The sequence below is a fragment of the Janthinobacterium sp. GW821-FHT03A03 genome (assembly GCF_059421435.1).
The window spans coordinates 51090-69860 of record NZ_JBWKUZ010000017.1; the positions used below are offsets into that span (position 1 = coordinate 51090).

Sequence of the window (18771 nt, forward strand, 5' to 3'; positions counted from 1 at the left end):
TATTTGCTCATTATTTTATGAGTTGATATTAGTATTAATATATAAGTGTACAGCATGTACGCCACCCGCCGCGCAAGCGGCTTCACAGGAACTTCCATGTCTTCATCCGCCTTGCCTTCAGCCGCCCTGCCTGCCGCGCAGTCGCCGCTCGTCTACCTGAAACTGATTTTCGTCGCCCTGTTCTGGGGCGGCACCTTTATCGCGGGCAGGGTGCTGGCCCAGCAGATGCCGCCCATGACGGCCGCCAGCGGGCGCTTCGGCGTGGCCGTGCTGCTGCTCGTCGCGCTGGCGTGGAAGCTGGAAGGGGGCTTGCCGCGCCTGGACCGCAAGCAGCTGGCAACGACGGCCGCGCTGGGCCTGACGGGCATCTTTTTATATAACCTGTGCTTCCTGGCGGCCCTGTCGCGCATGCCGGCGGGGCGCACGGCCCTGTTCGTGGCGCTGAACCCCATCGTCACGGCGCTGGCCTCGGCCATGCTGTTCCGCGAACGTCTGGGATCGTTCAAGTGGCTGGGCATCCTGCTGGCGTTTTGCGGCACGGCCATCGTCATCACGCGTGGCGACCTGGCCGGCGTGCTGCACGGCAAGGGCGGCGGCATCGGCATGGGCGAAGTGTTCATGTTCTGCGGCATTTCCAGCTGGGCCGCCTACACCCTGATCGGCAGAGTGGCGCTGAAGGGCCTCTCGCCCATCGCCGCCACCACGTATGCGGCGATGTGGGGCCTGGCCTTCCTGCTGGTGGGGGCGGCCGTGGAATTTCCGGCCGTGCCGTGGCACAGCTTTGGCTGGCAGGTGTGGGCCGCCATCGGCTACCTGGGCGTGTTCGGCACGGTGATCGGCTTTGTCTGGTATTACGAGGGCGTCAAGGCGCTGGGTCCGTCGCGCACGGCCGTGTTCAACAACCTCGTGCCCGTGTTCGGCATCGTGCTGGCGGCGGCGCTGCTGGGCGAGCCGGTGCTGGCCTCGATGCTGGTGGGCGGCGCGGTGACGATTGCCGGCGTGGTGATGACCAACCGGCAAATCAAGGCTTAACCCTAAGCAAGGACTGGGGTCGGACCCTGAGGGTCCGACCCCGGCATTTCAAGGGTTAACTTATAGCTCAACGGGCGCGGCGGCGTTTGGATGGCTTGGCCGGCGCCTTCTTGTGCCGGCTGACGGAAGCGCGCATCACCTTCGGCTCTTCGATGCCGTTCTCGGCCGCCAGCATGCGGCGGATGTTGACGGCGTCCATGGCGCGCACGGAATTGGCGCGCGCGTTGAGCAAAATCATGGTGGCGAACTTGCCGGCCGACTTGATGCGCATGATCAGGCAACGTCCCGCTTCATTCGTGTAGCCCGTCTTCGACAGGCCGATGTCCCAGCCCTTGGCGCCCACCAGGCGGTTCGTGTTGTGGTATTCCACGTCGCGGCCCTTGATCTGGATCACGTCCTTCGAATCGGTGGTGATGCGGCTGATTTCCGGGTAGCGCGAGGCGGCCACGGCCATCTTGACGAGGTCGGCCGCCGTCGACTGGTTGTTCGGCGACAAACCCGTCGGCTCTTCGATGACGGTCTGGCGCATGCCCAGGGCCTTGATCTTGGCGTTGACGGCCACGGCAAACGCCGTGGGGCCGCCGGGGAAGGTGCGCGCCAGCGAGGCGGCGGCGCGGTTGTCGGACGACATCAGCGCCAGTTGCAGCACGTCGTGGCGGCTCAGGGTGGCGCCCACGGGCAGGCGCGAGGTGCTGTGTTTCAAGGTGTCGACATCCTCGCGGTCGATGCTGATCTCTTCCTGCATATTCGCCTTGGAGTCGAGCACGACCATGGCTGTCATGAGTTTGGTCAGCGAGGCGATGGGCACCACCACGTTGGAGTTTTTTTCAAGCAAGACTTTGCCTGTGCCGTCTTCGACCACCAGGATGGACTGGGAACCGAAGGGCACGGCGATGGCCGCTGTCGAAAGCGTCATCAGCACCGCGGCGAACATTTTTTTGAGCATGGGAGTATGTGGGAAAGCAGGTTTTGGGGCGCCATCAGGGGCGCTGCGCGCAAATCCGCGACAGTGCCGCGGGCACGCGGCGTGTGTCTTGGAGGCAATATTTGCCAAGTATAGACAATACCATTAAAGATCAGGCGATGTCTACGGCATCGCCCCGCGGCAGGCGGCGTTGCGGCCAATTTGGCAAATAAATGGGGCTATTCTTGCCGTAGTGAAAATTGTTACGCCATTATTGATTTCACTATGGAAACTTCATGTTATTTAGGCAATATTGGCAGCGAGTGGCGGGCAGGCGCCGCGTGCTCCGTCGTTGACGCCTGCCGCTTCGTGCCTCGTCGCCCCCCGCTATGGCCTGCAGGCGGGGCGCTGTCGACTGCGTTCATGCCTAATCACAGACCACGGAGCACGCATCGTGTTAAGAAATATACGGTCTGGTGCCGCAGCATCGACGAGGAATCGCTGCTGCTGAAACGCCCCGAAATGGCGGAACGGGTCCAGGGACGGGGGCGCCGCTACGCCGCCATGAAGCTGGTCCGGCTGACGCCGATCGATACCGGTTCCATGGCCATGGCCTTCGGGCGGCTGCTGCGCGCGCCGCTGAAGGATTTGCTCGGCGGGCATGATCCTGATCAATTCTGGCAAATCCACCGCGGCACCATGGTCAACGTGAAAGCCATCGAGGCGGCCGAACGCATCGACGCCGGGCGCATGCAGGTGCTGCTGCGGGGGCAGCACGGAAAAGCTGCCCGTCAGCCGCACGTTTACGTCTTCGTTCGGGAATTGATATGATGGCAATGTTTTTAATCTGCCACTGAAACGGACCTCTCATGACTATCTTGCGCCGCTGCTTCGCCGCCATCCTTCTCGCCTTGTTCGCCTGCACCGCCGCCACGGCGGCGCAGCAGGCGGAGAAGGTGGTGTATCACCTCAATGACGGCAGCAATCCCATGGCTGCGCTGAACAATATCCGCAATCACCTGAACGCCAGCCCGCAGGCCACCATCGTGCTCGTCGCGCACGGCCCCGGCATCGACTTTCTGCTCGACGGCGCCAGCGACAGGAATGGCACGCCGTATGACGCGGTGGTGCGCGAGCTGGTCAAGCGAGGCGTGAGCTTTCGCGTCTGTAATAACACCTTGCAAGGACGCAACATCGACCGTCAGCGCGTGCTGCCCGAAGCCGTCATCGTGCCGTCGGGCGTGGCCGAGGTGAGCCGGTTGCAGGCGCAGGAAGGCTATGTGTATCTGAAGCCCTGAAGCAAACGCCGCGCCGCTGCCGGATGGCAAGGGGCGCGGCGTCAAGGGTGGCAAGGGTTACTGGATCTTGGCGATCGACACTTCCGTCGATTTCACCAGCGCGATGACTTCGCTGCCCACTTTCAGGTCCAGGTCCTTGATCGAGCGCGAGGTGATCACCGAGGTGACGATGCCGTGCGGCGTTTCCACGTCCACTTCCGAGACCACGGGGCCAAAGATGATTTCCTTGATCTTGCCGCGAAACTGGTTGCGTACATTCACTTCCGAGATAGCCATGCTGTTTCCTTTGTGCCCGTAATACGCCGTGCGGCGCGACAAGGCCAGAGTACGGCGCGCGCGGTCTTTTGACCACGAATCGATGCGCATATCGATATGCGCAAAGCGCGCGCCGGCGCTGCGCCAGCATGGTATTCGCCTATACTTGGCTGCAACTCCCTGGAGGTTTGCCATGCGCCCATTGCCCTTGCTGCTGCTGTTGCCCTCGTTTGCCGTGCCTGCGCACCCCATCGCGGCGCTGCAGCCGATGGCCTTCCTGGCCGGGCATTGCTGGAAGGGCGAATTTCCTGGTGGCAAGCAAACGGACGAGCACTGTTTCCAGTGGCTGTACGGCGGCAAGGTGCTGCGCGACGTGCATACGGTGCGCAGTCCCGGCAAGCCCGATTACGTGGGCGAAACCACGTATTACCACGATCCCGCCGCAGGCAAGGTAGCGTTCCTGTATCTGGAAAACAGCGGCGCCTACAGCCGCGGCACGATGTTGCCGGCCGACGGCGCCCTCGACTTTCCTGCCACGCAGTACGTGGACGCCAGCGGCAAGGCGCTGACCTACCGCGTGCGCTGGACGCCATCGGCCGATGCCTATGAGGCGGCCAGCGAGATGCTGGTGGACGGGCGCTGGCTGCCGCAATTCAGGCTGGTGCTGACGAAACAGTAAGGATGTGCCGGCCATGCTTGTTCCCCCGCCGGCGCGCTGCCGGAGGAAGGCGCCGTGTCGCCCTGCGGCTTGCGTTTCCTTGGCAGGACGGCAGGCGCTGGCCCGCATGAGGCGGACGGCCTTGCCATTGCCAGCCTGTTCAGCGCGCTGGAGTGGGACGCTGGCGCACGGCCATAAAAAAACCGGGACAAGTCCCGGTTTTTTTGTTGATGCAGGTCAGATCACTGTTGATAAATCTTGTCGAACTCGCCGCCATCGTCAAAATGTTTCTTTTGCGCCTGTTTCCAGCCGCCAAACACGTCGTCGACGGTGAACAGCTTGATCGGCTTGAAGCTGGCCGCGTATTTCTTCGCCACGGCGGCCGAACGGGGACGCAGGAAGTGCTTGGCGGCAATTTCCTGGCCCGGCTCCGAGTACAGGTATTGCAGGTAGGCCGTGGCTTCCTTGCGGATGCCGCGGCGGTCGACCACCTTGTCGACGACGGCCACGGGCGACTCGGCCAGGATGGAGATGCTCGGGTAGACGACTTCGAAGTTGTCGCCGAATTCCTTGCGCACCAGCTGCACTTCGTTTTCGAACGTCACCAGCACGTCGCCGATTTCCCGCTGGGTGAAGGTGGTGGTGGCGCCGCGGCCGCCGCCGTCGAGCACGGGCACGTTCTTGAACAGGCGGGTCACCAGGTCGCGCGCCTGCGCTTCGCTGCCGCCTTTTTTCACGGCATAGCCCCAGGCCGCCAGGTAGGTGTAGCGGCCGTTGCCCGAGGTTTTCGGGTTCGGCACGATGACCTTGATGCCGGGCTTGGCCAGGTCATCCCAATCCTTGATCTGTTTCGGGTTGCCTTTGCGCACCAGATACACCATGGTGGAATAGAACGGCGCCGCATTGTTCGGGAATTTCTTGGCCCAGTCGGCCACCACGAGGCCCCGGTCGGCCAGCAAATCGATGTCGTTGGCCTGGTTCATGGTCACGACGGACGCTTCCAGGCCATCGGCGACGGAGCGCGCCTGCTTGCTGGAGCCGCCGTGCGATTGTTTGATGGTAATGGTTTCGCCCGTTTTCTTTTGCCATTCTGCAATAAATGCGGGATTCACGTCCTTGAACAGTTCGCGCATGACGTCGTAGGAAACGTTCAGCAAGACCACCGGTTCGGCCGCGCTGGCGGCCATGGGCAGGCTCATGGCGGCGGCCGAGGCGGCCAGGGCGCCGGCCAGGAACCAGCGGCGCGAGCGTTGGATGAGCGTCAGGACGGCGGTCGGTGCGGCGTTGTGTCGGGACATATTCTTCTCTTGTTGTGAAAACAGATAGACATAGTCTAAAATTCCGGCCGGAAAAGAAACGAATTTTTCGTAATATGCTTAGATCGCATTCCCGTTTGCACTAAAAAACAGATATCGATTTTTGAAATGATTCGTGGGCAAGACGACAGTCAAGGCTTAGCCTGCAATGCTTCCGTCATGGGCAAATCCGTCCCGTGGCGTGGCGCGAAAAAACCCGATCGCGCTGCTTGGTGTATAGTCGAATCGCGCGATACACGGTGAAACCGCCTGCATCGGCAACTGGAATATTTTGTGAGCGTACATGAGTCTTGAAATTCGTATTGCAACATCGACCGACGCTTTCGAGGCGTGCAATGTATTACGACGCTCCATCGTCGAATGCTGCAGCCTCGATCATCGGGACGATCCGGCCATCCTGGAAGCCTGGCTGGGCAATAAAACACCGCAGATGGTGGCGTGCTGGTTCGCGTCGCCCACCAATTTTTCGCTCGTCGCCGTCGAGGCGGGCGCCGTCGTCGGCGTGGGCCTGCTGACGCGCGCCGGCAAGCTGGCCCTGTGCTACCTGTTGCCGGAGGCGCAAGGCCGCGGCGCGGGCAAGGCCCTCGTCGAGCGGCTCGAAGTGCAGGCCAGGGAGTGGGGCATCAAGGCCTTGCAGCTGCACAGCACGGCAACGAGCCAGGAATTCTTCGTCAAGCAGGGCTATGTCGAGGCGGGCAATGTGCGCTCGCCGTATGGCGTGGAAACGATTTTTTGCTGGAAACAGATTGACCCCGCGGGTATCGCTAGCGGCGACCCCAAGCGCAAGCGCTTTTGCAACTGCAATTCGGCCTGACGGCTATCCTGCATTTCAGCCCGCCCATCCGGCGGCGGGCCCTTCCCTCCGTTTGAACATGTTCCCTCGTAACGACTCGGTATCAGCTCAGTATCCGCTCAGTAACTGATCTGGATGTACACGCCTTGCGGCGCCGTCTCGTTCGGCGGCAGCAAGGCGCCGCGGGCAAACAGCTTCAGTTCGCCTGGCGCGAACGCCAGCCAGTCCTCGTTCTGCGTCAGCGGATGCGTGGCGATGACGGCGATGCGGTCGTCGAGGTGGTTGTGCTGGCGGAAATCGATGCTGCGCTCGCAGTCGATCAGGTGCGCCACGGAAAATGGATATTCGCGGATCACATAGTGCAGATGCGTGGAACAGTGGGCAAACAGCAGTTCGCCGTCGGACAGGATGAAGTTGAAGCTGCCGTGCGCGGCGATTTCGCGGGCCACGTCGGCGATGGCGGCGCGCAGCGCGGCGCGCGTGGGTTCACCCAGGGGAAAGCGTGCGCGCAGGCTGGCCAGCAGGTGGCAGAACGCCTGTTCGCTGTCGGTGTCGCCGCTGGCGCGGTAGTGGGCGTTGACGGGCGCGCGCCACGTTTTCAGGTCGCCATTGTGGGCGAAGGACCAGGTCTTGCCCCACAGTTCGCGGGCGAACGGGTGCGTGTTTTCCTGGGCGATGCGGCCCTGCGTGGCCTTGCGGATGTGCGCGACGATGTTCCTTGCCTTCACGGGGTGCCGCTGCACCGTGGCGGCCAGCGGCGAGTCGACGGCGGCCAGGTGGTCCGTCAGCAGGGTGCAGCCGCTACTGGAATGATAGGCGATGCCCCAGCCGTCGCGGTGCTCGTCCGTGCGTCCGCCCCGTTCGGCGAAGCCGGCAAAGGAAAACCCCAGCGCGGCGGGCTTGCTGCTGTTCATTGCGAGTAACTGGCACATGGCGGCCCTTCCTGACGATATCGGTACACGCCCACAGTAAAGGCCGGGGCGGACCGCTGGAACGAATGTTTCCGACTATCGTTATGCGCCGGCCGCCGCATTCTTTATATGCTGGGCGCATATCAAATGGCGAAACCATTCGTTCTCCTTTGGTTCGCCTTGCCTTAGTCTGCACGCTTTGGCGCCGCTTTTCCCGCGAGGACAGCCTGGCGCAGCCTTACGAAGGAGCATCCATGCCATTTCCCGTCCTGAAGAATTATCTGGCCCGCCTGTCGCATCAGACCCAGGCCGGCACCAGCGTCTGGCTCGATGACGAGGGCAGGGCGCTGGGACGCTTTTTCAATTGCACCATGACCAGCGCCTTCCAGCCGCTGCGCGAACTGGGCAGCGGCAAGCTGCTGGCGTTCGAGGGCCTGGCGCGCAGCGTGTCGAAGGCGGACGAGGGCCTGTCGCTGTGGCGCTTGCTCGACCACGCGGCCAGCGACGACGAATCCGTGGAGCTGGACCGGCTGTGCCGCATGTTGCATGCGATTAATTTTTTCCGCCAGAGCGAGGCGGAGCAGTCCGACCTGTACCTGAACGTGCACGACCGCCTGCTCAGCGCCGTCAGCAGCAATCACGGCCACGCCTTCCAGCGCATCCTCGACGCGCTGGGCTTGCCCATCGAGCGCATCGTGCTGCAATTGCCGGCCGTCACGCCAAACCAGGGCTGGCTGCTCAATTACGTGGCCGACAATTACCGCCGCAACGGTTTTCGCCTGGCCATCAACGTGGCCAGCGTGCAGGAAGCGACAGGCATGCTGGAGCGGCTGCACCCGCACGCGTTCAAGCTCGACGCGGGCAACCTCAGCGACGAGCAGGCCGTCGCCAGCTTCGTCACCGTGTGCCATGCGGCGAAAATCCGCGTCGTCTTCAAGCGCCTCGACACGCCGGCCGCGCTGGCCGCGCTGCAGCGCATCGCCGCCGCCACGGGCTTGCCCATCGCAGCCCAGGGTTATCTGCTTGACAAGCCATTGACGGTGCTGGCGCAGGCGAAAGAGGGCGCCGCGCCCGTCGCTGCCGCCGCCTGACGCAAAAAGCGGGCAATCAGGCCCGTACGATAGGCATGGAGGGTTTTTCTTCGCAGCACAATACGCTATAGTATTCCCATCGTTACATTGGACTGACTATGGCATCGCGCAGAAATTTTCTACACCACGGTATGGGCCTGGCCGCGCTGGGCCTGGTAGCTACCCCTCTCATCGGCTGCGCCTCGCGCACGGCCGCTCCCGCCGCGGCTTCGGCCAGCGCCAGGCCGCGCGCCCCGCGCACGGGCGTGCCGCCCCAGCCGACGCAGCTGGCCAGCGTGGACCGCTCGCTCACCTCGCAGTCGCGCCAGCCGATCACGGAACTCGAACCGCCGCCCGACATCTTCGACGCGCAGGCGCTGGACCTGGAATTCTGGCTCAAGCCCCGCACCCTGGAAGTGGTGCGTCCGGCCAGCAATGAAAAGGCCAAGCTGCTGTACTGGAAAGATGGCGAAGTCATCGATTCGGCCTACCAGGAACTGTGCCACTTGCTGCGCGACGTGAACGGCAAGAAGACGGCGCCCATCGACCCGAAACTGCTGGAAACCCTGTGGGGCACGCAAGCGTTCGTGGCCCGCTACGGCATCGAGCAGCCGCTGGAGATTTTGTCGGGCTACCGCACGGCCGAATCGAACGGCAAGCTGCGCGAAGCGGGCGTGCCGGCCGCGCGCCAGTCGCTGCACATTTCGGGGCGCGCCGCCGACATCCGCGTGGCGAATCTGAACGCGGAAGTGCTCGGCTCGCTCGTGCGCAGCTTCAAGCAGGGCGGCGTGGGATTTTATTACCGCTCCGGCCCGCGCGGCGGCTGGATCCATGCCGATACCGGTCTGCAGCGCACCTGGAAAGGCTGAACGACAGGACAAACGCCGGATAAATCCGTTTGTCCGGGCCTTTGTTTGATCAGTCGTAGTGGTAAGGCGGCTCCGGCACGCTATCGCTGCCGGCGCGCCGCCACTCGTCGAAATTCACGGGGCGTTCCCACCAGATGCGCCAGCCGCGGCGCTGGCTGGTTTGCGCTTCGGGATGGTTGCGCAGATAGCCGTCGATAAAGCGGGTAAACTCCGAGACGTAGCCGCCGCGGCGGTAGGGAAGTGGATGAGTCATGGCCCCTCCTGCTATCGAGATTTCTGCCATTTTATCGCTGGCGGCAGAAACGTGCCGCCCATTTCCCGCTTTCAGCTTCCTCTTTCCGTTTCCCATGAAACTGTCCAGCCATAACATCGAACTGTTCCTGGCCGTCGTCGACGGCGGCTCGTTCTCGGCCGCCGCGCGCGCCCTGCGGCGGGCGCCGTCGGCCGTCAGCATGGCCATTGCCAGCATCGAGGCGGAACTGGGCATCGTGCTGTTCGACCGCGGCGCGCGCGAAGCCGTGCCCACGCCGGCCGCCACGGCCCTGATTCCCCACGCGCGCCTGATTGCCGAGCAGCTCAAGCAGCTGCACCTGCATGCGCAGCAATTGTCGCAGGGGCTGGAAAGCCGCATTTCTCTGGGCATTGCGGCCGAACTCGACCATGCGCCTTTTCTTGCCGCCGTGCAGGCCCTGTCGCAGCGCCATCCGCTGCTCGACATCGAAGTGCTGACGGCGCCGCAGGATGACGTGCTCGACATGCTGCACCGGGGCCGCATCAGCGCCTGCATGGCGTTTGCCGGCGGGCGCATCAATCACGAGGAACAGTTCCAGCTGGTGGGCAGCGACGCCTTGCTGGCGATTATTTCCACGCAGCATCCACCGAGCGCGGCGGGACAGCCCGTGTACATCGAGGAACTGGTCAATTTGCGCCAGATCATCGTTGCCAGCCGGGAACTCGACCTGGCCGATGCGCGTCCCGTCGTGGGACTGTCCTACTGGCGCACGGACAGCCTGCCGATGGCGCTGTCCATGGTCGAGGCGGGGCTGGGCTGGGGCAATTTCGCCGCCTCGGCCATCGCCCATTCTCTGGCGGCGGGCAGGGTGCGCTGCGTGGCCTTCAAGAACACGGGCAATGGCCTGGTCGTGCCCATCCACCTCGTGTGGATGAAGGACCGGCCGCTGGGCATGGCGGCGCGGTCCTTTCTTCAGTTGCTGACCGCGTCGGAAACTCTCGCGCCCTGAGTAGCGGGCGCTGCTTCCTTCGGCTGCTGCGCCGACAGGGGCACGCCGAACAGGCCGTCGAAGAAGTAATTGAAGATGAAGCTGTAGCACGGGATGATCAGCATCAGCGCGAAATCGAGCACGAAGGCCTCCCACAGGCTGATGTTGAGCCACCAGGCGATCAGCGGAATCAGGTAGATGACGAGCGTGATCTGGAAGCCGATCGCATGCAGGATGCGGCGCCAGACGGTGCGCGTGCGCGACACCTGGCGGATTTCCCAGTATTCGAAGGCCGTGTTGTAGAGCAGGTTCCAGATCACGGCGATGGTGGTGATCATGATCGCCAGCGGGCCCGTGCTGGTGGGCGATTCACCCGAAAGCAGGGTCAGCCAGAGTGTGGAAATGGCCATGCCGATGATTTCAAAGGCCGTGACGTAGACGATTTTGCGTTTGATGCCTTGCATGTAAAACCTGTAAAGAAGAGATGGCGCGTATTTTAAGTCAGACATGTTGATGTTAAAAGTTGATAGCTGTCAGTTTTTCTGATGAATTCGCTGTGGGAATACCCTGCGCGCCGCGAACGGGGGATAATGGCGGCTGGCGGGCAAACGCTCCCGCGCATCACCGCAGAACATCACCGCAGAAAAGGTCAACGAGCATGCAAGGCGCAGCAGACAGCAACAATCCCGATATCGCGGATTCTCCCGCCAGCGCGGACGAACGTCCGCGTTTCCGCCCCCGCCCGTGGGAGCACCTGGAAACGCCATACGACGTGGAAGTGTGGATCGAGGAACATAACCGCAGCATGCAGGACAATATCCGCGCCACGGAAACGGGCGTGGGCATCTGCTTTACCCTGGCCGAAGGGGGCGACATCTATATGCAGACGAGCGCCGACGGCGCCGTCGTGCTCGACGTGACGCCGGACGCGGCCTGGGTGTCGCCCCTGATCAGCGCGGCCACGGGCTGCGAGACGCCGGCGTCATCGCTGTGGATCTTGCCTGACGATAAATTGATCCAGCTCATAGTGGGCCTGTCCAGCCTGGTCGCCAGCACCCTGCTGGTGGTGGGACACGATTTCGGCCTGCGCCGGCGCGGCATGGGACGCTGAGGCCGGCCCTGTTGTAAAACGTGCGGGCGGGCGTGCGTGGCTCGACACTGCGCCTTGCGCATGCTAGTCTCGGGACAGCATCCGCCAGACTGTCTGGGCGGTGGTGCAAAGGATAGCCATGGACATTACGCCGCATGCGGTCTCTGCTCCGGATTCCTCTTCCCTGCGTGGCCACGACCCCGTGGCGTGGCCGGCCGCGCCCTTGCTCGACGATGGCGTCTTCAGCCCGGAGCGGGTGAAGGCCGAGCGCGAACAGGCGTATTTCAACGATTTGTACCTGCTGGCGCCCGTCGCCTATTTCGTGCTGGGCCTCGACGGCGTGATCCTGCAAATGAACCTCGTGGCCGCCGAGCTGTTCGGCCTGCAGCGCGAGCGGCCCGGCCACGTGCTGTTCCGCGCCTACGTGCACGAAGCCTTCGGCCACGATTACGAGCAGTTCGTGCAGCGCGTGCTCAACAGCAGCGAACCGGAACGCATCCAGCTGCAGATCAGGCTGCGTCCGGGTGCGCCGGAACCCTGTTTACCGATGAGTCTGCTTGGCAGCGCCGATCCCGGCGGCCAGGCGCTGCGCCTGGTGCTCGAGCAGGCCGAAGGCAGGCTGGCCGCGCTCGAACGCAGCGAGGAGCGCTTCCGGCGCATCGTGCACAGTGCCGAAGAGGGCATCTGGGAAATCGATGCGCAGGCGCTGACCAGCTTTGTCAACCCGAAGATGGCGCACATGCTGGGTTTCCAGATCGAGGACATGCTGGGCCAGCCGCTGGCCTCCTTCATGGACGAGGAGGGGCGCGCCATCCTCGAGCGCAATATCGCGCGGCGCGAGGAAGGCATCGCCGAACGCCATGAATTCAAATTCCTGCGCCGCGACGGCAGCGCCCTGTGGGCCACCCTGGCCACCAATCCCATCTTCGATGCCAGCGGCGGCTACCTGGGCGCGCTGGCGCTGGTGAGCGACATCACGGCGCAGCGCATCGCGTCCGAGCGCATCTGGCGGCAAGCCAACGTCGACCAGCTGACGGGCTTGCCGAACCGCCACATGTTTCTCGACCGCCTGCACAACGAGGCGCGGCGCGCCAGGCGCGACGGCAAAAGCCTGGCCCTGCTGTTCATCGATCTCGACCATTTCAAGCAAGTCAACGACCGCCTCGGTCACGCCAAGGGCGACATGCTGCTGCGCCAGGCGGCGCGGCGCATCAGCGAGCGCGTGCGCGTGACCGACACGGTGGCGCGCCTGGGCGGCGATGAATTCACCGTCATCCTGGCCGGCGTGGCGCAGCCGGGCGGCATCGAACGGGTGCTGCAGGAGCTGGTGGCGGCGCTGGCCGCGCCATTCACGCTTGACGGCGACAGCGCGCAGATCTCGGCCAGCGTGGGCGTGGCCCTGTATCCGGCCGATGCCGAGGCGACGGCCACCTTGCTGCGCCACGCCGACCAGGCCATGTATGCGGCCAAGAGCGCGGGGCGCAACCGCTACAGCTACTTCACGCCGGCCATGCAGCAGGCGGCAGAACTGCGCCGCAGCACGGTGCGCGAAATGCGCCTTGCGCTGGAACAAAATCAGTTCGAATTGCATTACCAGCCCATCATCGGGCTGCAGGGCGGCGGCATCGAGCGGGCCGAAGCGCTGCTGCGCTGGCGCCATCCGCAGCGCGGCCTGCTGTGTCCCGCCGATTTCATCGCCTTTGCGGAAGCCAACGGCTTGATCACCGATATCGGCGACTGGGTGTTTCGCCAGGCCGTGCGCCAGGCGCAGCAGTGGCAAGCCGAGTATGGCGCCGCCTTCCAGATCAGCATCAACAAGTCGGCGCTGGAATTTCACTGCGACGCCGCCTGCTACGAGGGCTGGGGAGAGACCCTGGCGCGGGCGGGCCTGGCGCCGGGCGCCATCGCCATCGAGATGGCCGAAGGCGTGCTGCTCGACGATGCCCGCCAGGTGGGCGAGCGGCTGCGGCAGCTGCGCGGCATGGGCCTGGCGCTGGCGCTCGACGACTTTGGCGCCGGCAACGCCTCGCTGGCATGCCTGAAGCGGGGCGATATCGACGTGCTCAAGCTCGATCCCTCGCTGGTGCGGGAACTGGGCCATGGCGAAGCGGACCTGGCCATGTGCGTGGCCATCATCACGCTGGCGCAGGGCCTGGGCCTGAAGGTGGTGGCGGAGGGCGTGGAGACGGCCACGCAGCGCGACTTGCTGCGGGCCGCCGGCTGCGATTATGCGCAGGGCCATGTGTTTTCCCGGGCCTTGCCGGCAGGGCAGTTCGCGGCCCTGGTAGCCGCTCAGCCCGCTGCTTGAACGGTCGCTTGCAGCGGCGTATCGCCGGCCATCAGCTCGTCGACGGCAGCCAGGGTGGCGTCCGCGCTGACCGTTTCCAGGGTCAGGCCGGGCGCCACCATGACGCGGTAGTGGCGGCTGGCCGGATAAAACCAGCGGTAGTTGTCGGTACGGATGTAGTAGCCGACGATTTTCTTGTCATACACGGACGCCAGGTGGATCACCGACGTGTCGGGCGAGAGCACCAGTTCGCAGCGCCGTATCAGGGCCGCCAGCTCCAGGACGTGGCCGGTGGGCGGCGCCAGCATCACATTGGCGTGGCCGGCGCCGTCCACGATCTCGGCCGCGCGCGCCTCGGTGCCCGGCGCGGCGATCACCAGCAGCGCATGGCGCGGATAGCGCGCCGCCAGGGCGGCGCAGCAGCGCCGGGCATCGGCCACGCTGACCGTGCGCTGCGCATTGCTGCCTTGAAAATTGAGGCAAAACAATCCCGCATAGTCGCGCAGCAGGGCGTCGCAGGCCGCGTCAACCCGCGCCGCGTGGGCGTCCACGCCGAACAGTTCGTAGCGCATGTCGATATCGCGCAAGCCGAACTGCGCGAACGTGGCGAAGAAGCTGTGCAGGATATGGCGGCTGCGGTCGCACGGCACCGTGTGGTCGAACATGCCCAGTTTGGCCGTCGAGCTGCCGTACTTGGGAATGGCGAAGCCCGTCAGATAGCGCGCGCCCAGCCATTTGATGCGCAACAGCAAGGGAATCGAAAAGCGGTTGTAGGGGTTGAAGATGACGTCGTAGCGGCGCCGGCGCAGGTCGGCGATGGTGCTGCGCAAGTCGCGCAGCAGCGGCTGCTTGTCCCAGATGATGATGTCGTTGACATGCGGATTGTCGGCCAGCACGGCGCGGTTGGCGCTGCTGGCGGCCACGTCGATTTGCCAGTGCGGGTAGTTTTTCTTCAGCTCGCGCAGCAACGGCGTGGTGACGATCATGTCGCCGATCTTATCATTGCGCAAAATCAATACCTTGCGCACCTTGGCGATATCGAGGGGCTGCTTGTCGGATTTGCCCAGCAGGGCGTAGCTGATCAGCCGGGCGGCGGTTTTTATCAAGGGAACTCCGGAGGTGGATGACGGAATGCGCTGGCGTCCTGGTGAAAGCGTCAGCGACCGCTGCATCTTACGGATTTCCACGGTCCTGGGCTAGGGGGCGTGTCAATTTATTGCCGCGTGGCCAAGGCGGCGCACGCGGCGGCAGGGAGTCAGTCCAGGCCCAGCAGGGCGACGACGCGCTCGCGGCTGATGCCGACCAATGCCGAACTGATCGCCAGCAACGATTCATAGCCGGGCTGGCTGGCCTTTTCTGTGAAGTTTTCCGCCAGCGTATCCATGCTGACGCTCACTTGCACCGGTTGCGCGCGGGCCACGCGGCCCGTGGCTTGCGCCAGGGCCAGGCTGACGGAGCTGCGCGCCGCCTGCAGCTGCGCCAGCGCCTGCACCACTTGCTGCAAGGTGGCGCGCAGGGCTTCCACGTCGCCGGTATTCCATTCTTCCGGCGCGATGGCGGCCGGTTCCGCATCGGTGCGCACGCGGCTCATCTGGCCTGTCGGATAGCGGATGCCGCTGCCGCGCACGGACAGGCTGTCGCGCACATTGGCCCACGACGCTTCCGACGTGCTGAACACCAGCTCGCCATTCTCGCCCAGCTTGACGCCGATACCGGATGGCATCAGTGCACGGTCGAAGCGGGACACGATTTCGCTCTCGCTCAGACCCGGTTCGATATTGACCGAACGCAAGGCCTGGTTCGCGCCGCCCACGGAGAAGGCCAGCACTTCCTGCGGTCCTTCCTGCAGGCTGGCCATGGTCAGGCCGCGGATGCTGAAGTTCTGCTGTGCCGGCCGCGGGCTGGTGTAGCTCAGCTGCGAGTCCAGCGTGCCGCCCGAGGCGCTGGCGCGCTGGCGCCAGGTATTGCTGAACTGGCGCACCCTGGCTTCGACCTGTCCCTCGCGGCCCTGGCGCGCGGCCAGCTTGGCCGCCAGCTCGCTTTTCAGCGCCTGCAGCTGGCTGCTGCTGCGCTCCAGGTAATCGAGTGTTTGCTGCGCGTTGGAAATTTCCCCCTGCAACTGGTGATCCCAGTTGCTCAGGCCGCGCTTCAGGCTCGCCGTCGAACTCCTCGCTGCCGGCGCCTCGCTGCGCGCGCTGGCGCTGCCGCTGACGGCGGGGGACGCGTCATCGACGACGCGGGCGGTGCCGGCGCCTTTGGCATTGACGCCGGAAGAGGAGGAGGTCTGAGCGATTTGCATGATGGTCAGAGAAGATCAAACAGGGAAATGGTGCCAACCTTGGCATAGGCCTTGTACGTGGCCTGCATGGCCGTCTGGTAGCCGGTCAGTTCAAGAGCGGCCGCGCCCATGTCGGTTTTCTTCAAATCGGACAAGGCCATGTCGTTCGACAGCGACACATTGCCCAGATTGCCGGAGAGCGTGCTGAGGATGTTCTGCGCGCCGCCGAAGATGGCGATCTTGCCAGAAAGCAAGTCCATGCCATCATCGGTGCCATCGAGCGCGGCGCCAACCACGGTGCGCACGGCCGGATCGTTGGGGCTCACGCCGGGCTTGCTCAGCGTATCGATGGCCTGGTCGATCTTGTTCAGCCAGACCTCCAGCTTGCTGACATCGACGTTGGCGGCCTGCGTCACGCCATTGCCCACGACCACGGTCTGCGTGGCCGTGTTGCCGTTATAGCTGTAGCGCGAGCCGGCGGGCGCAGCGGAATTGAAGGCGATGGCCGGCTTGTCGGTATCCGTGCCTGAAAACATGAAGCGGCCTTCCTGGTCCTTCAGGTTGGCCGTGTACAGCACGCTGTCGCGCATGGCGGTCAGCGATTGCGTCATCGCATTCAGGTCGTCGGGCGCATTGCCGCCGTCGGCGGCCCAGACCAGCAGGTCGCGCGCCTGGCCCATGTCGGTGACCATGCTCGACAGATAGTTCTCGTTCTTCAGCAGGCGCACTTTCACGGTGGCGATATTGTCCTGGTACTGCTTGACCATGGCTTGCTCGCGCGTCAGGCGCGAAATGCGCACATTGCCGATCGGGTCGTCCGACGGCAACTGGATGCGCAAGCCCGACGCCATCTGCTGGGTCACGTAATTGATGCGCTCCTGATTTTGCTGAAGCGAAATATTGATCAGCGATTGGTACTGGCTGGTGGCGACACGCATGATCTTCTCCTTAACCCATCATTGCCAAAGTGGCATCAAACAAGGTGTTCGCGACGGAAATGACCTTCATGTTTGCCTGGTACATATTCTGGAATTCGACCAGGTTCATCGCTTCCTCGTCCTTGTTCACGCCGCTGGTGGATTTCCAGTCGTCGATCGCTTGCGCGCGCACCGTATTGGCCGTCTTCAGCAAAGCCTGGTTCTGCTGGCTGTAGATGCCCAGCTTGCCGACCAGCTGCGTGTCCGCGTCGCTCAGCAGGACTGAACCGACCCAGTTCACCGTGACCGGCTGATTCTTGATATCGATCAATTTCTGCAAGTTGCCGCTGTCGCCGGCCGCGCCCGTCAGAGACAGGGCCAGATCCTTGGCATTGAAGCCGGCGGTGATGCTCAGCTTGTTATTCGCGTAGACGAGCAGAGGGCCGCCCGCCGCGCCGGCCATGGTCTTGCCCAGGGCCAGTTGCGCGTTGACGTTGGCAGCCAACTGGCTGGCCATGTCCTGTACCGACTGCTGCAGCGGTTTCAGGGTATTTTTCTCGAATTCGCCCAGGCCGCCCATCTGGCCGCCGATGGCGACCATATCGAGGGTATACGACGACTTGGCAAAATCCAGGCTCAGCGTCTGTTCACCGGTGTTCGTCATGGCGCTGCTCAGCGTGCCGGCCATGCTGCCGATGACCAGCGGCTGGCCCGATTTCAGCGCGACATTGCGCGAGCCGTCCGGCTGGTCGAGGACTTCGATGCCCATTTGCAAGGCCAGGCCGTCGATCAGCTGGTCACGCGCATCCATCAGCGACGACACATTCGTGCCCGATGCCGTGGAGGTGCTGATGCGCTGGTTCAGCGCGGCGATATTTTGCAGCGTAGTATTGGCTTGCGGCACGATCGCTGCGCGTTGCTGCTGCACCGACAGCAACTGGTTGCTCATGACGGTGCTGATGCTGTTGAAGCGCTGCGACATGGCGTCGGCGGAGGTGATGATCTGCTGGCGCAGCGGTGTCGACGTCGGATCGACGGCGGCCGCGTTGAGGGCGGCGAAAAAGCCGTCGATGCCGTTGCTGATGCTCGACGCATCGTCGCCCATCACGCGTTCGAGCTGCGTCAGGTAAGGCTGAGTCTGCGAACGGGCGCCCTGGTCGGACGCGGCCCGCCACATTTGCTGGCTCTTGTAGGCATCGGCAAAGCGCAGCAGGGCGGACACTTCCACGCCATTGCCGGCCGAACGCACGCCTATGCCGGCGCCAAGCGAGGACAGCAGCACGCCCTGGCGCGTATAGCCCGCCGTTTGCAGGTTGGCGATGTTCTGGCTGGCGGCGGTGAGGGCGGCCTGGGCGGCGATGCTGCCTGACAATGCATTGCTGATGATGCTCATTGGGCAAGTTTCTTTCGTGAAGAGTGGGGCGCGTGCCGGAGGACAGGCCTGGTATCGTTGTTAGCTACAACAGGCGACGCTTCAGACGGATTTATTAAGCGGCGCCGCAATATTGTCGCTTTTGACAGCGCCGCGGGCGGACACGGGGGCGCTGGGCGCCGGCAGCAGCTGGCGCAGGATGGCGTCGGCGATGCCGAAGGCGCGCTGGCCGGCCATCTTGTCGGCCACCAGGTTGTCGGCCATTTCCAGCATGTCGCTGTTGACGGGGTCCTTGAAGACGCTGTCCTCGCCCGCCATCTCGCGCGTGCCCGAGCGCATCTGGCGCAGCATGTGCGAGATGAAGAAGGCTTCAAACTTGACGGCCGCCTCGGTGGCCTTGGCCGCGTAGCGGGGATCGGCCGGGGTGGCCGCCGCGGGCGAGCGGTCGTCCAGCGCCGAGGGCAGGGCGCCGCTGCTGTCGTTGATATGCATGTTCATTCA

The 18771-nt window shown here is 63.9% G+C and carries 21 protein-coding genes; 10 read left to right on the forward strand and 11 right to left on the reverse strand.

Features of this window, described 5'->3' with window-relative positions; all coding sequences use genetic code 11:
* Positions 1-96 precede the first annotated feature (96 nt).
* Positions 97-1032, forward strand: coding sequence for a DMT family transporter (locus AC07VI_RS23070; RefSeq protein ID WP_099375823.1), 936 nt, complete (start codon positions 97-99; stop codon positions 1030-1032).
* 67 nt (positions 1033-1099) lie between these two features.
* Here the strand turns inward: AC07VI_RS23070 and AC07VI_RS23075 are convergent, their stop codons facing one another.
* The gene (locus tag AC07VI_RS23075; RefSeq protein WP_086145702.1) at positions 1100-1978 is read right to left on the reverse strand and encodes a serine hydrolase; all 879 of its coding nucleotides are present in this window, start codon (positions 1976-1978) and stop codon (positions 1100-1102) included.
* 381 nt (positions 1979-2359) lie between these two features.
* Between AC07VI_RS23075 and AC07VI_RS23080 the strand changes: the two genes are divergently transcribed.
* Both AC07VI_RS23080 and AC07VI_RS23085 read left to right on the forward strand, forming a co-directional pair.
* Positions 2360-2767 carry a LytTR family DNA-binding domain-containing protein gene (locus tag AC07VI_RS23080; RefSeq protein ID WP_492993671.1) on the forward strand — a complete coding sequence of 136 codons (408 nt, stop codon included), beginning with the start codon at positions 2360-2362 and terminating at the stop codon, positions 2765-2767.
* Between the two features lie 38 nt (positions 2768-2805).
* The gene (locus AC07VI_RS23085) at positions 2806-3234 is read left to right on the forward strand and encodes a DsrE family protein (RefSeq protein WP_086145701.1); all 429 of its coding nucleotides are present in this window, start codon (positions 2806-2808) and stop codon (positions 3232-3234) included.
* Between the two features lie 57 nt (positions 3235-3291).
* Here AC07VI_RS23085 and AC07VI_RS23090 read toward each other — a convergent pair whose 3' ends face one another.
* On the reverse strand, positions 3292-3510 hold the full coding sequence (locus AC07VI_RS23090; RefSeq protein WP_034757699.1) for a TOBE domain-containing protein: 219 nt from the start codon (positions 3508-3510) through the stop codon (positions 3292-3294).
* A gap of 172 nt (positions 3511-3682) precedes the next feature.
* Between AC07VI_RS23090 and AC07VI_RS23095 the strand changes: the two genes are divergently transcribed.
* The gene (locus tag AC07VI_RS23095) at positions 3683-4168 is read left to right on the forward strand and encodes a hypothetical protein (protein ID WP_086145700.1); all 486 of its coding nucleotides are present in this window, start codon (positions 3683-3685) and stop codon (positions 4166-4168) included.
* A gap of 221 nt (positions 4169-4389) precedes the next feature.
* Here AC07VI_RS23095 and AC07VI_RS23100 read toward each other — a convergent pair whose 3' ends face one another.
* A complete protein-coding gene (locus AC07VI_RS23100; protein WP_492993674.1) occupies positions 4390-5445 on the reverse strand; it encodes a sulfate ABC transporter substrate-binding protein in 1056 nt (351 codons plus the stop codon).
* Between the two features lie 301 nt (positions 5446-5746).
* On the opposite strand from AC07VI_RS23100, the gene AC07VI_RS23105 reads away from it, so the two are divergent.
* Positions 5747-6277, forward strand: a complete 531-nt coding sequence (locus AC07VI_RS23105; RefSeq protein WP_086145699.1) for a GNAT family N-acetyltransferase — start codon at positions 5747-5749, stop codon at positions 6275-6277.
* A 98-nt stretch (positions 6278-6375) separates the two neighbouring features.
* Here the strand turns inward: AC07VI_RS23105 and AC07VI_RS23110 are convergent, their stop codons facing one another.
* Complete coding sequence (locus tag AC07VI_RS23110; RefSeq protein ID WP_086145698.1) at positions 6376-7188, reverse strand: class II glutamine amidotransferase; 813 nt, start codon at positions 7186-7188, stop codon at positions 6376-6378.
* 233 nt (positions 7189-7421) lie between these two features.
* Between AC07VI_RS23110 and AC07VI_RS23115 the strand changes: the two genes are divergently transcribed.
* On the forward strand, positions 7422-8258 hold the full coding sequence (locus tag AC07VI_RS23115; protein WP_086145697.1) for an EAL domain-containing protein: 837 nt from the start codon (positions 7422-7424) through the stop codon (positions 8256-8258).
* Positions 8259-8356: 98 nt separating this feature from the next.
* Entirely contained in the window at positions 8357-9106 is a 750-nt protein-coding gene (locus AC07VI_RS23120) for a YcbK family protein (RefSeq protein ID WP_413465874.1), read from the forward strand.
* Between the two features lie 49 nt (positions 9107-9155).
* Here the strand turns inward: AC07VI_RS23120 and AC07VI_RS23125 are convergent, their stop codons facing one another.
* On the reverse strand, positions 9156-9359 hold the full coding sequence (locus AC07VI_RS23125) for a DUF3460 family protein (protein WP_086145696.1): 204 nt from the start codon (positions 9357-9359) through the stop codon (positions 9156-9158).
* Between the two features lie 94 nt (positions 9360-9453).
* On the opposite strand from AC07VI_RS23125, the gene AC07VI_RS23130 reads away from it, so the two are divergent.
* On the forward strand, positions 9454-10347 hold the full coding sequence (locus tag AC07VI_RS23130) for a LysR family transcriptional regulator (RefSeq protein ID WP_086145695.1): 894 nt from the start codon (positions 9454-9456) through the stop codon (positions 10345-10347).
* Here AC07VI_RS23130 and AC07VI_RS23135 read toward each other — a convergent pair.
* On the reverse strand, positions 10311-10790 hold the full coding sequence (locus AC07VI_RS23135; RefSeq protein ID WP_086145694.1) for a PACE efflux transporter: 480 nt from the start codon (positions 10788-10790) through the stop codon (positions 10311-10313). The genes AC07VI_RS23130 and AC07VI_RS23135 overlap by 37 nt on opposite strands.
* A gap of 194 nt (positions 10791-10984) precedes the next feature.
* On the opposite strand from AC07VI_RS23135, the gene AC07VI_RS23140 reads away from it, so the two are divergent.
* Entirely contained in the window at positions 10985-11437 is a 453-nt protein-coding gene (locus tag AC07VI_RS23140; protein WP_086145693.1) for a hypothetical protein, read from the forward strand.
* 118 nt (positions 11438-11555) lie between these two features.
* The gene (locus tag AC07VI_RS23145; RefSeq protein WP_492993679.1) at positions 11556-13724 is read left to right on the forward strand and encodes a putative bifunctional diguanylate cyclase/phosphodiesterase; all 2169 of its coding nucleotides are present in this window, start codon (positions 11556-11558) and stop codon (positions 13722-13724) included.
* Here AC07VI_RS23145 and AC07VI_RS23150 read toward each other — a convergent pair.
* The 5 genes from AC07VI_RS23150 to AC07VI_RS23170 all read right to left on the reverse strand — a co-directional run bounded on the left by AC07VI_RS23150 (position 13709) and on the right by AC07VI_RS23170 (position 18768).
* Positions 13709-14809 carry a glycosyltransferase family 9 protein gene (locus AC07VI_RS23150; RefSeq protein ID WP_157792479.1) on the reverse strand — a complete coding sequence of 367 codons (1101 nt, stop codon included), beginning with the start codon at positions 14807-14809 and terminating at the stop codon, positions 13709-13711. The two genes, AC07VI_RS23145 and AC07VI_RS23150, sit on opposite strands and share 16 nt — an antisense overlap.
* Positions 14810-14958: 149 nt before the next feature.
* A complete protein-coding gene (locus tag AC07VI_RS23155) occupies positions 14959-16002 on the reverse strand; it encodes a hypothetical protein (protein WP_086145691.1) in 1044 nt (347 codons plus the stop codon).
* Positions 16003-16007: 5 nt separating this feature from the next.
* Entirely contained in the window at positions 16008-16919 is a 912-nt protein-coding gene (flgL, locus tag AC07VI_RS23160) for a flagellar hook-associated protein FlgL (protein WP_086145690.1), read from the reverse strand.
* A gap of 10 nt (positions 16920-16929) precedes the next feature.
* Positions 16930-18291 (reverse strand): flagellar hook-associated protein FlgK, encoded by a 1362-nt coding sequence (gene flgK / locus AC07VI_RS23165; protein WP_086145689.1) that lies wholly within the window; start codon positions 18289-18291, stop codon positions 16930-16932.
* 81 nt (positions 18292-18372) lie between these two features.
* Positions 18373-18768, reverse strand: coding sequence for a rod-binding protein (locus AC07VI_RS23170; protein ID WP_319017129.1), 396 nt, complete (start codon positions 18766-18768; stop codon positions 18373-18375).
* Positions 18769-18771: the final 3 nt, after the last annotated feature.

Excerpts from the sequence above, each read along its gene's own strand:
- AC07VI_RS23070 (WP_099375823.1), top strand. The coding sequence starts at position 97 with ATGTCTTCATCCGCCTTGCCTTCAGCCGCCCTGCCTGCCGCGCAGTCG.
- AC07VI_RS23075 (WP_086145702.1), bottom strand. The coding sequence starts at position 1,978 with ATGCTCAAAAAAATGTTCGCCGCGGTGCTGATGACGCTTTCGACAGCG.
- AC07VI_RS23080 (WP_492993671.1), top strand. The coding sequence starts at position 2,360 with ATGCCTAATCACAGACCACGGAGCACGCATCGTGTTAAGAAATATACG.
- AC07VI_RS23085 (WP_086145701.1), top strand. The coding sequence starts at position 2,806 with ATGACTATCTTGCGCCGCTGCTTCGCCGCCATCCTTCTCGCCTTGTTC.
- AC07VI_RS23090 (WP_034757699.1), bottom strand. The coding sequence starts at position 3,510 with ATGGCTATCTCGGAAGTGAATGTACGCAACCAGTTTCGCGGCAAGATC.
- AC07VI_RS23095 (WP_086145700.1), top strand. The coding sequence starts at position 3,683 with ATGCGCCCATTGCCCTTGCTGCTGCTGTTGCCCTCGTTTGCCGTGCCT.
- AC07VI_RS23100 (WP_492993674.1), bottom strand. The coding sequence starts at position 5,445 with ATGTCCCGACACAACGCCGCACCGACCGCCGTCCTGACGCTCATCCAA.
- AC07VI_RS23105 (WP_086145699.1), top strand. The coding sequence starts at position 5,747 with ATGAGTCTTGAAATTCGTATTGCAACATCGACCGACGCTTTCGAGGCG.
- AC07VI_RS23110 (WP_086145698.1), bottom strand. The coding sequence starts at position 7,188 with ATGTGCCAGTTACTCGCAATGAACAGCAGCAAGCCCGCCGCGCTGGGG.
- AC07VI_RS23115 (WP_086145697.1), top strand. The coding sequence starts at position 7,422 with ATGCCATTTCCCGTCCTGAAGAATTATCTGGCCCGCCTGTCGCATCAG.
- AC07VI_RS23120 (WP_413465874.1), top strand. The coding sequence starts at position 8,357 with ATGGCATCGCGCAGAAATTTTCTACACCACGGTATGGGCCTGGCCGCG.
- AC07VI_RS23125 (WP_086145696.1), bottom strand. The coding sequence starts at position 9,359 with ATGACTCATCCACTTCCCTACCGCCGCGGCGGCTACGTCTCGGAGTTT.
- AC07VI_RS23130 (WP_086145695.1), top strand. The coding sequence starts at position 9,454 with ATGAAACTGTCCAGCCATAACATCGAACTGTTCCTGGCCGTCGTCGAC.
- AC07VI_RS23135 (WP_086145694.1), bottom strand. The coding sequence starts at position 10,790 with ATGCAAGGCATCAAACGCAAAATCGTCTACGTCACGGCCTTTGAAATC.
- AC07VI_RS23140 (WP_086145693.1), top strand. The coding sequence starts at position 10,985 with ATGCAAGGCGCAGCAGACAGCAACAATCCCGATATCGCGGATTCTCCC.
- AC07VI_RS23145 (WP_492993679.1), top strand. The coding sequence starts at position 11,556 with ATGGACATTACGCCGCATGCGGTCTCTGCTCCGGATTCCTCTTCCCTG.
- AC07VI_RS23155 (WP_086145691.1), bottom strand. The coding sequence starts at position 16,002 with ATGCAAATCGCTCAGACCTCCTCCTCTTCCGGCGTCAATGCCAAAGGC.
- flgL (WP_086145690.1), bottom strand. The coding sequence starts at position 16,919 with ATGCGTGTCGCCACCAGCCAGTACCAATCGCTGATCAATATTTCGCTT.
- flgK (WP_086145689.1), bottom strand. The coding sequence starts at position 18,291 with ATGAGCATCATCAGCAATGCATTGTCAGGCAGCATCGCCGCCCAGGCC.
- AC07VI_RS23170 (WP_319017129.1), bottom strand. The coding sequence starts at position 18,768 with ATGAACATGCATATCAACGACAGCAGCGGCGCCCTGCCCTCGGCGCTG.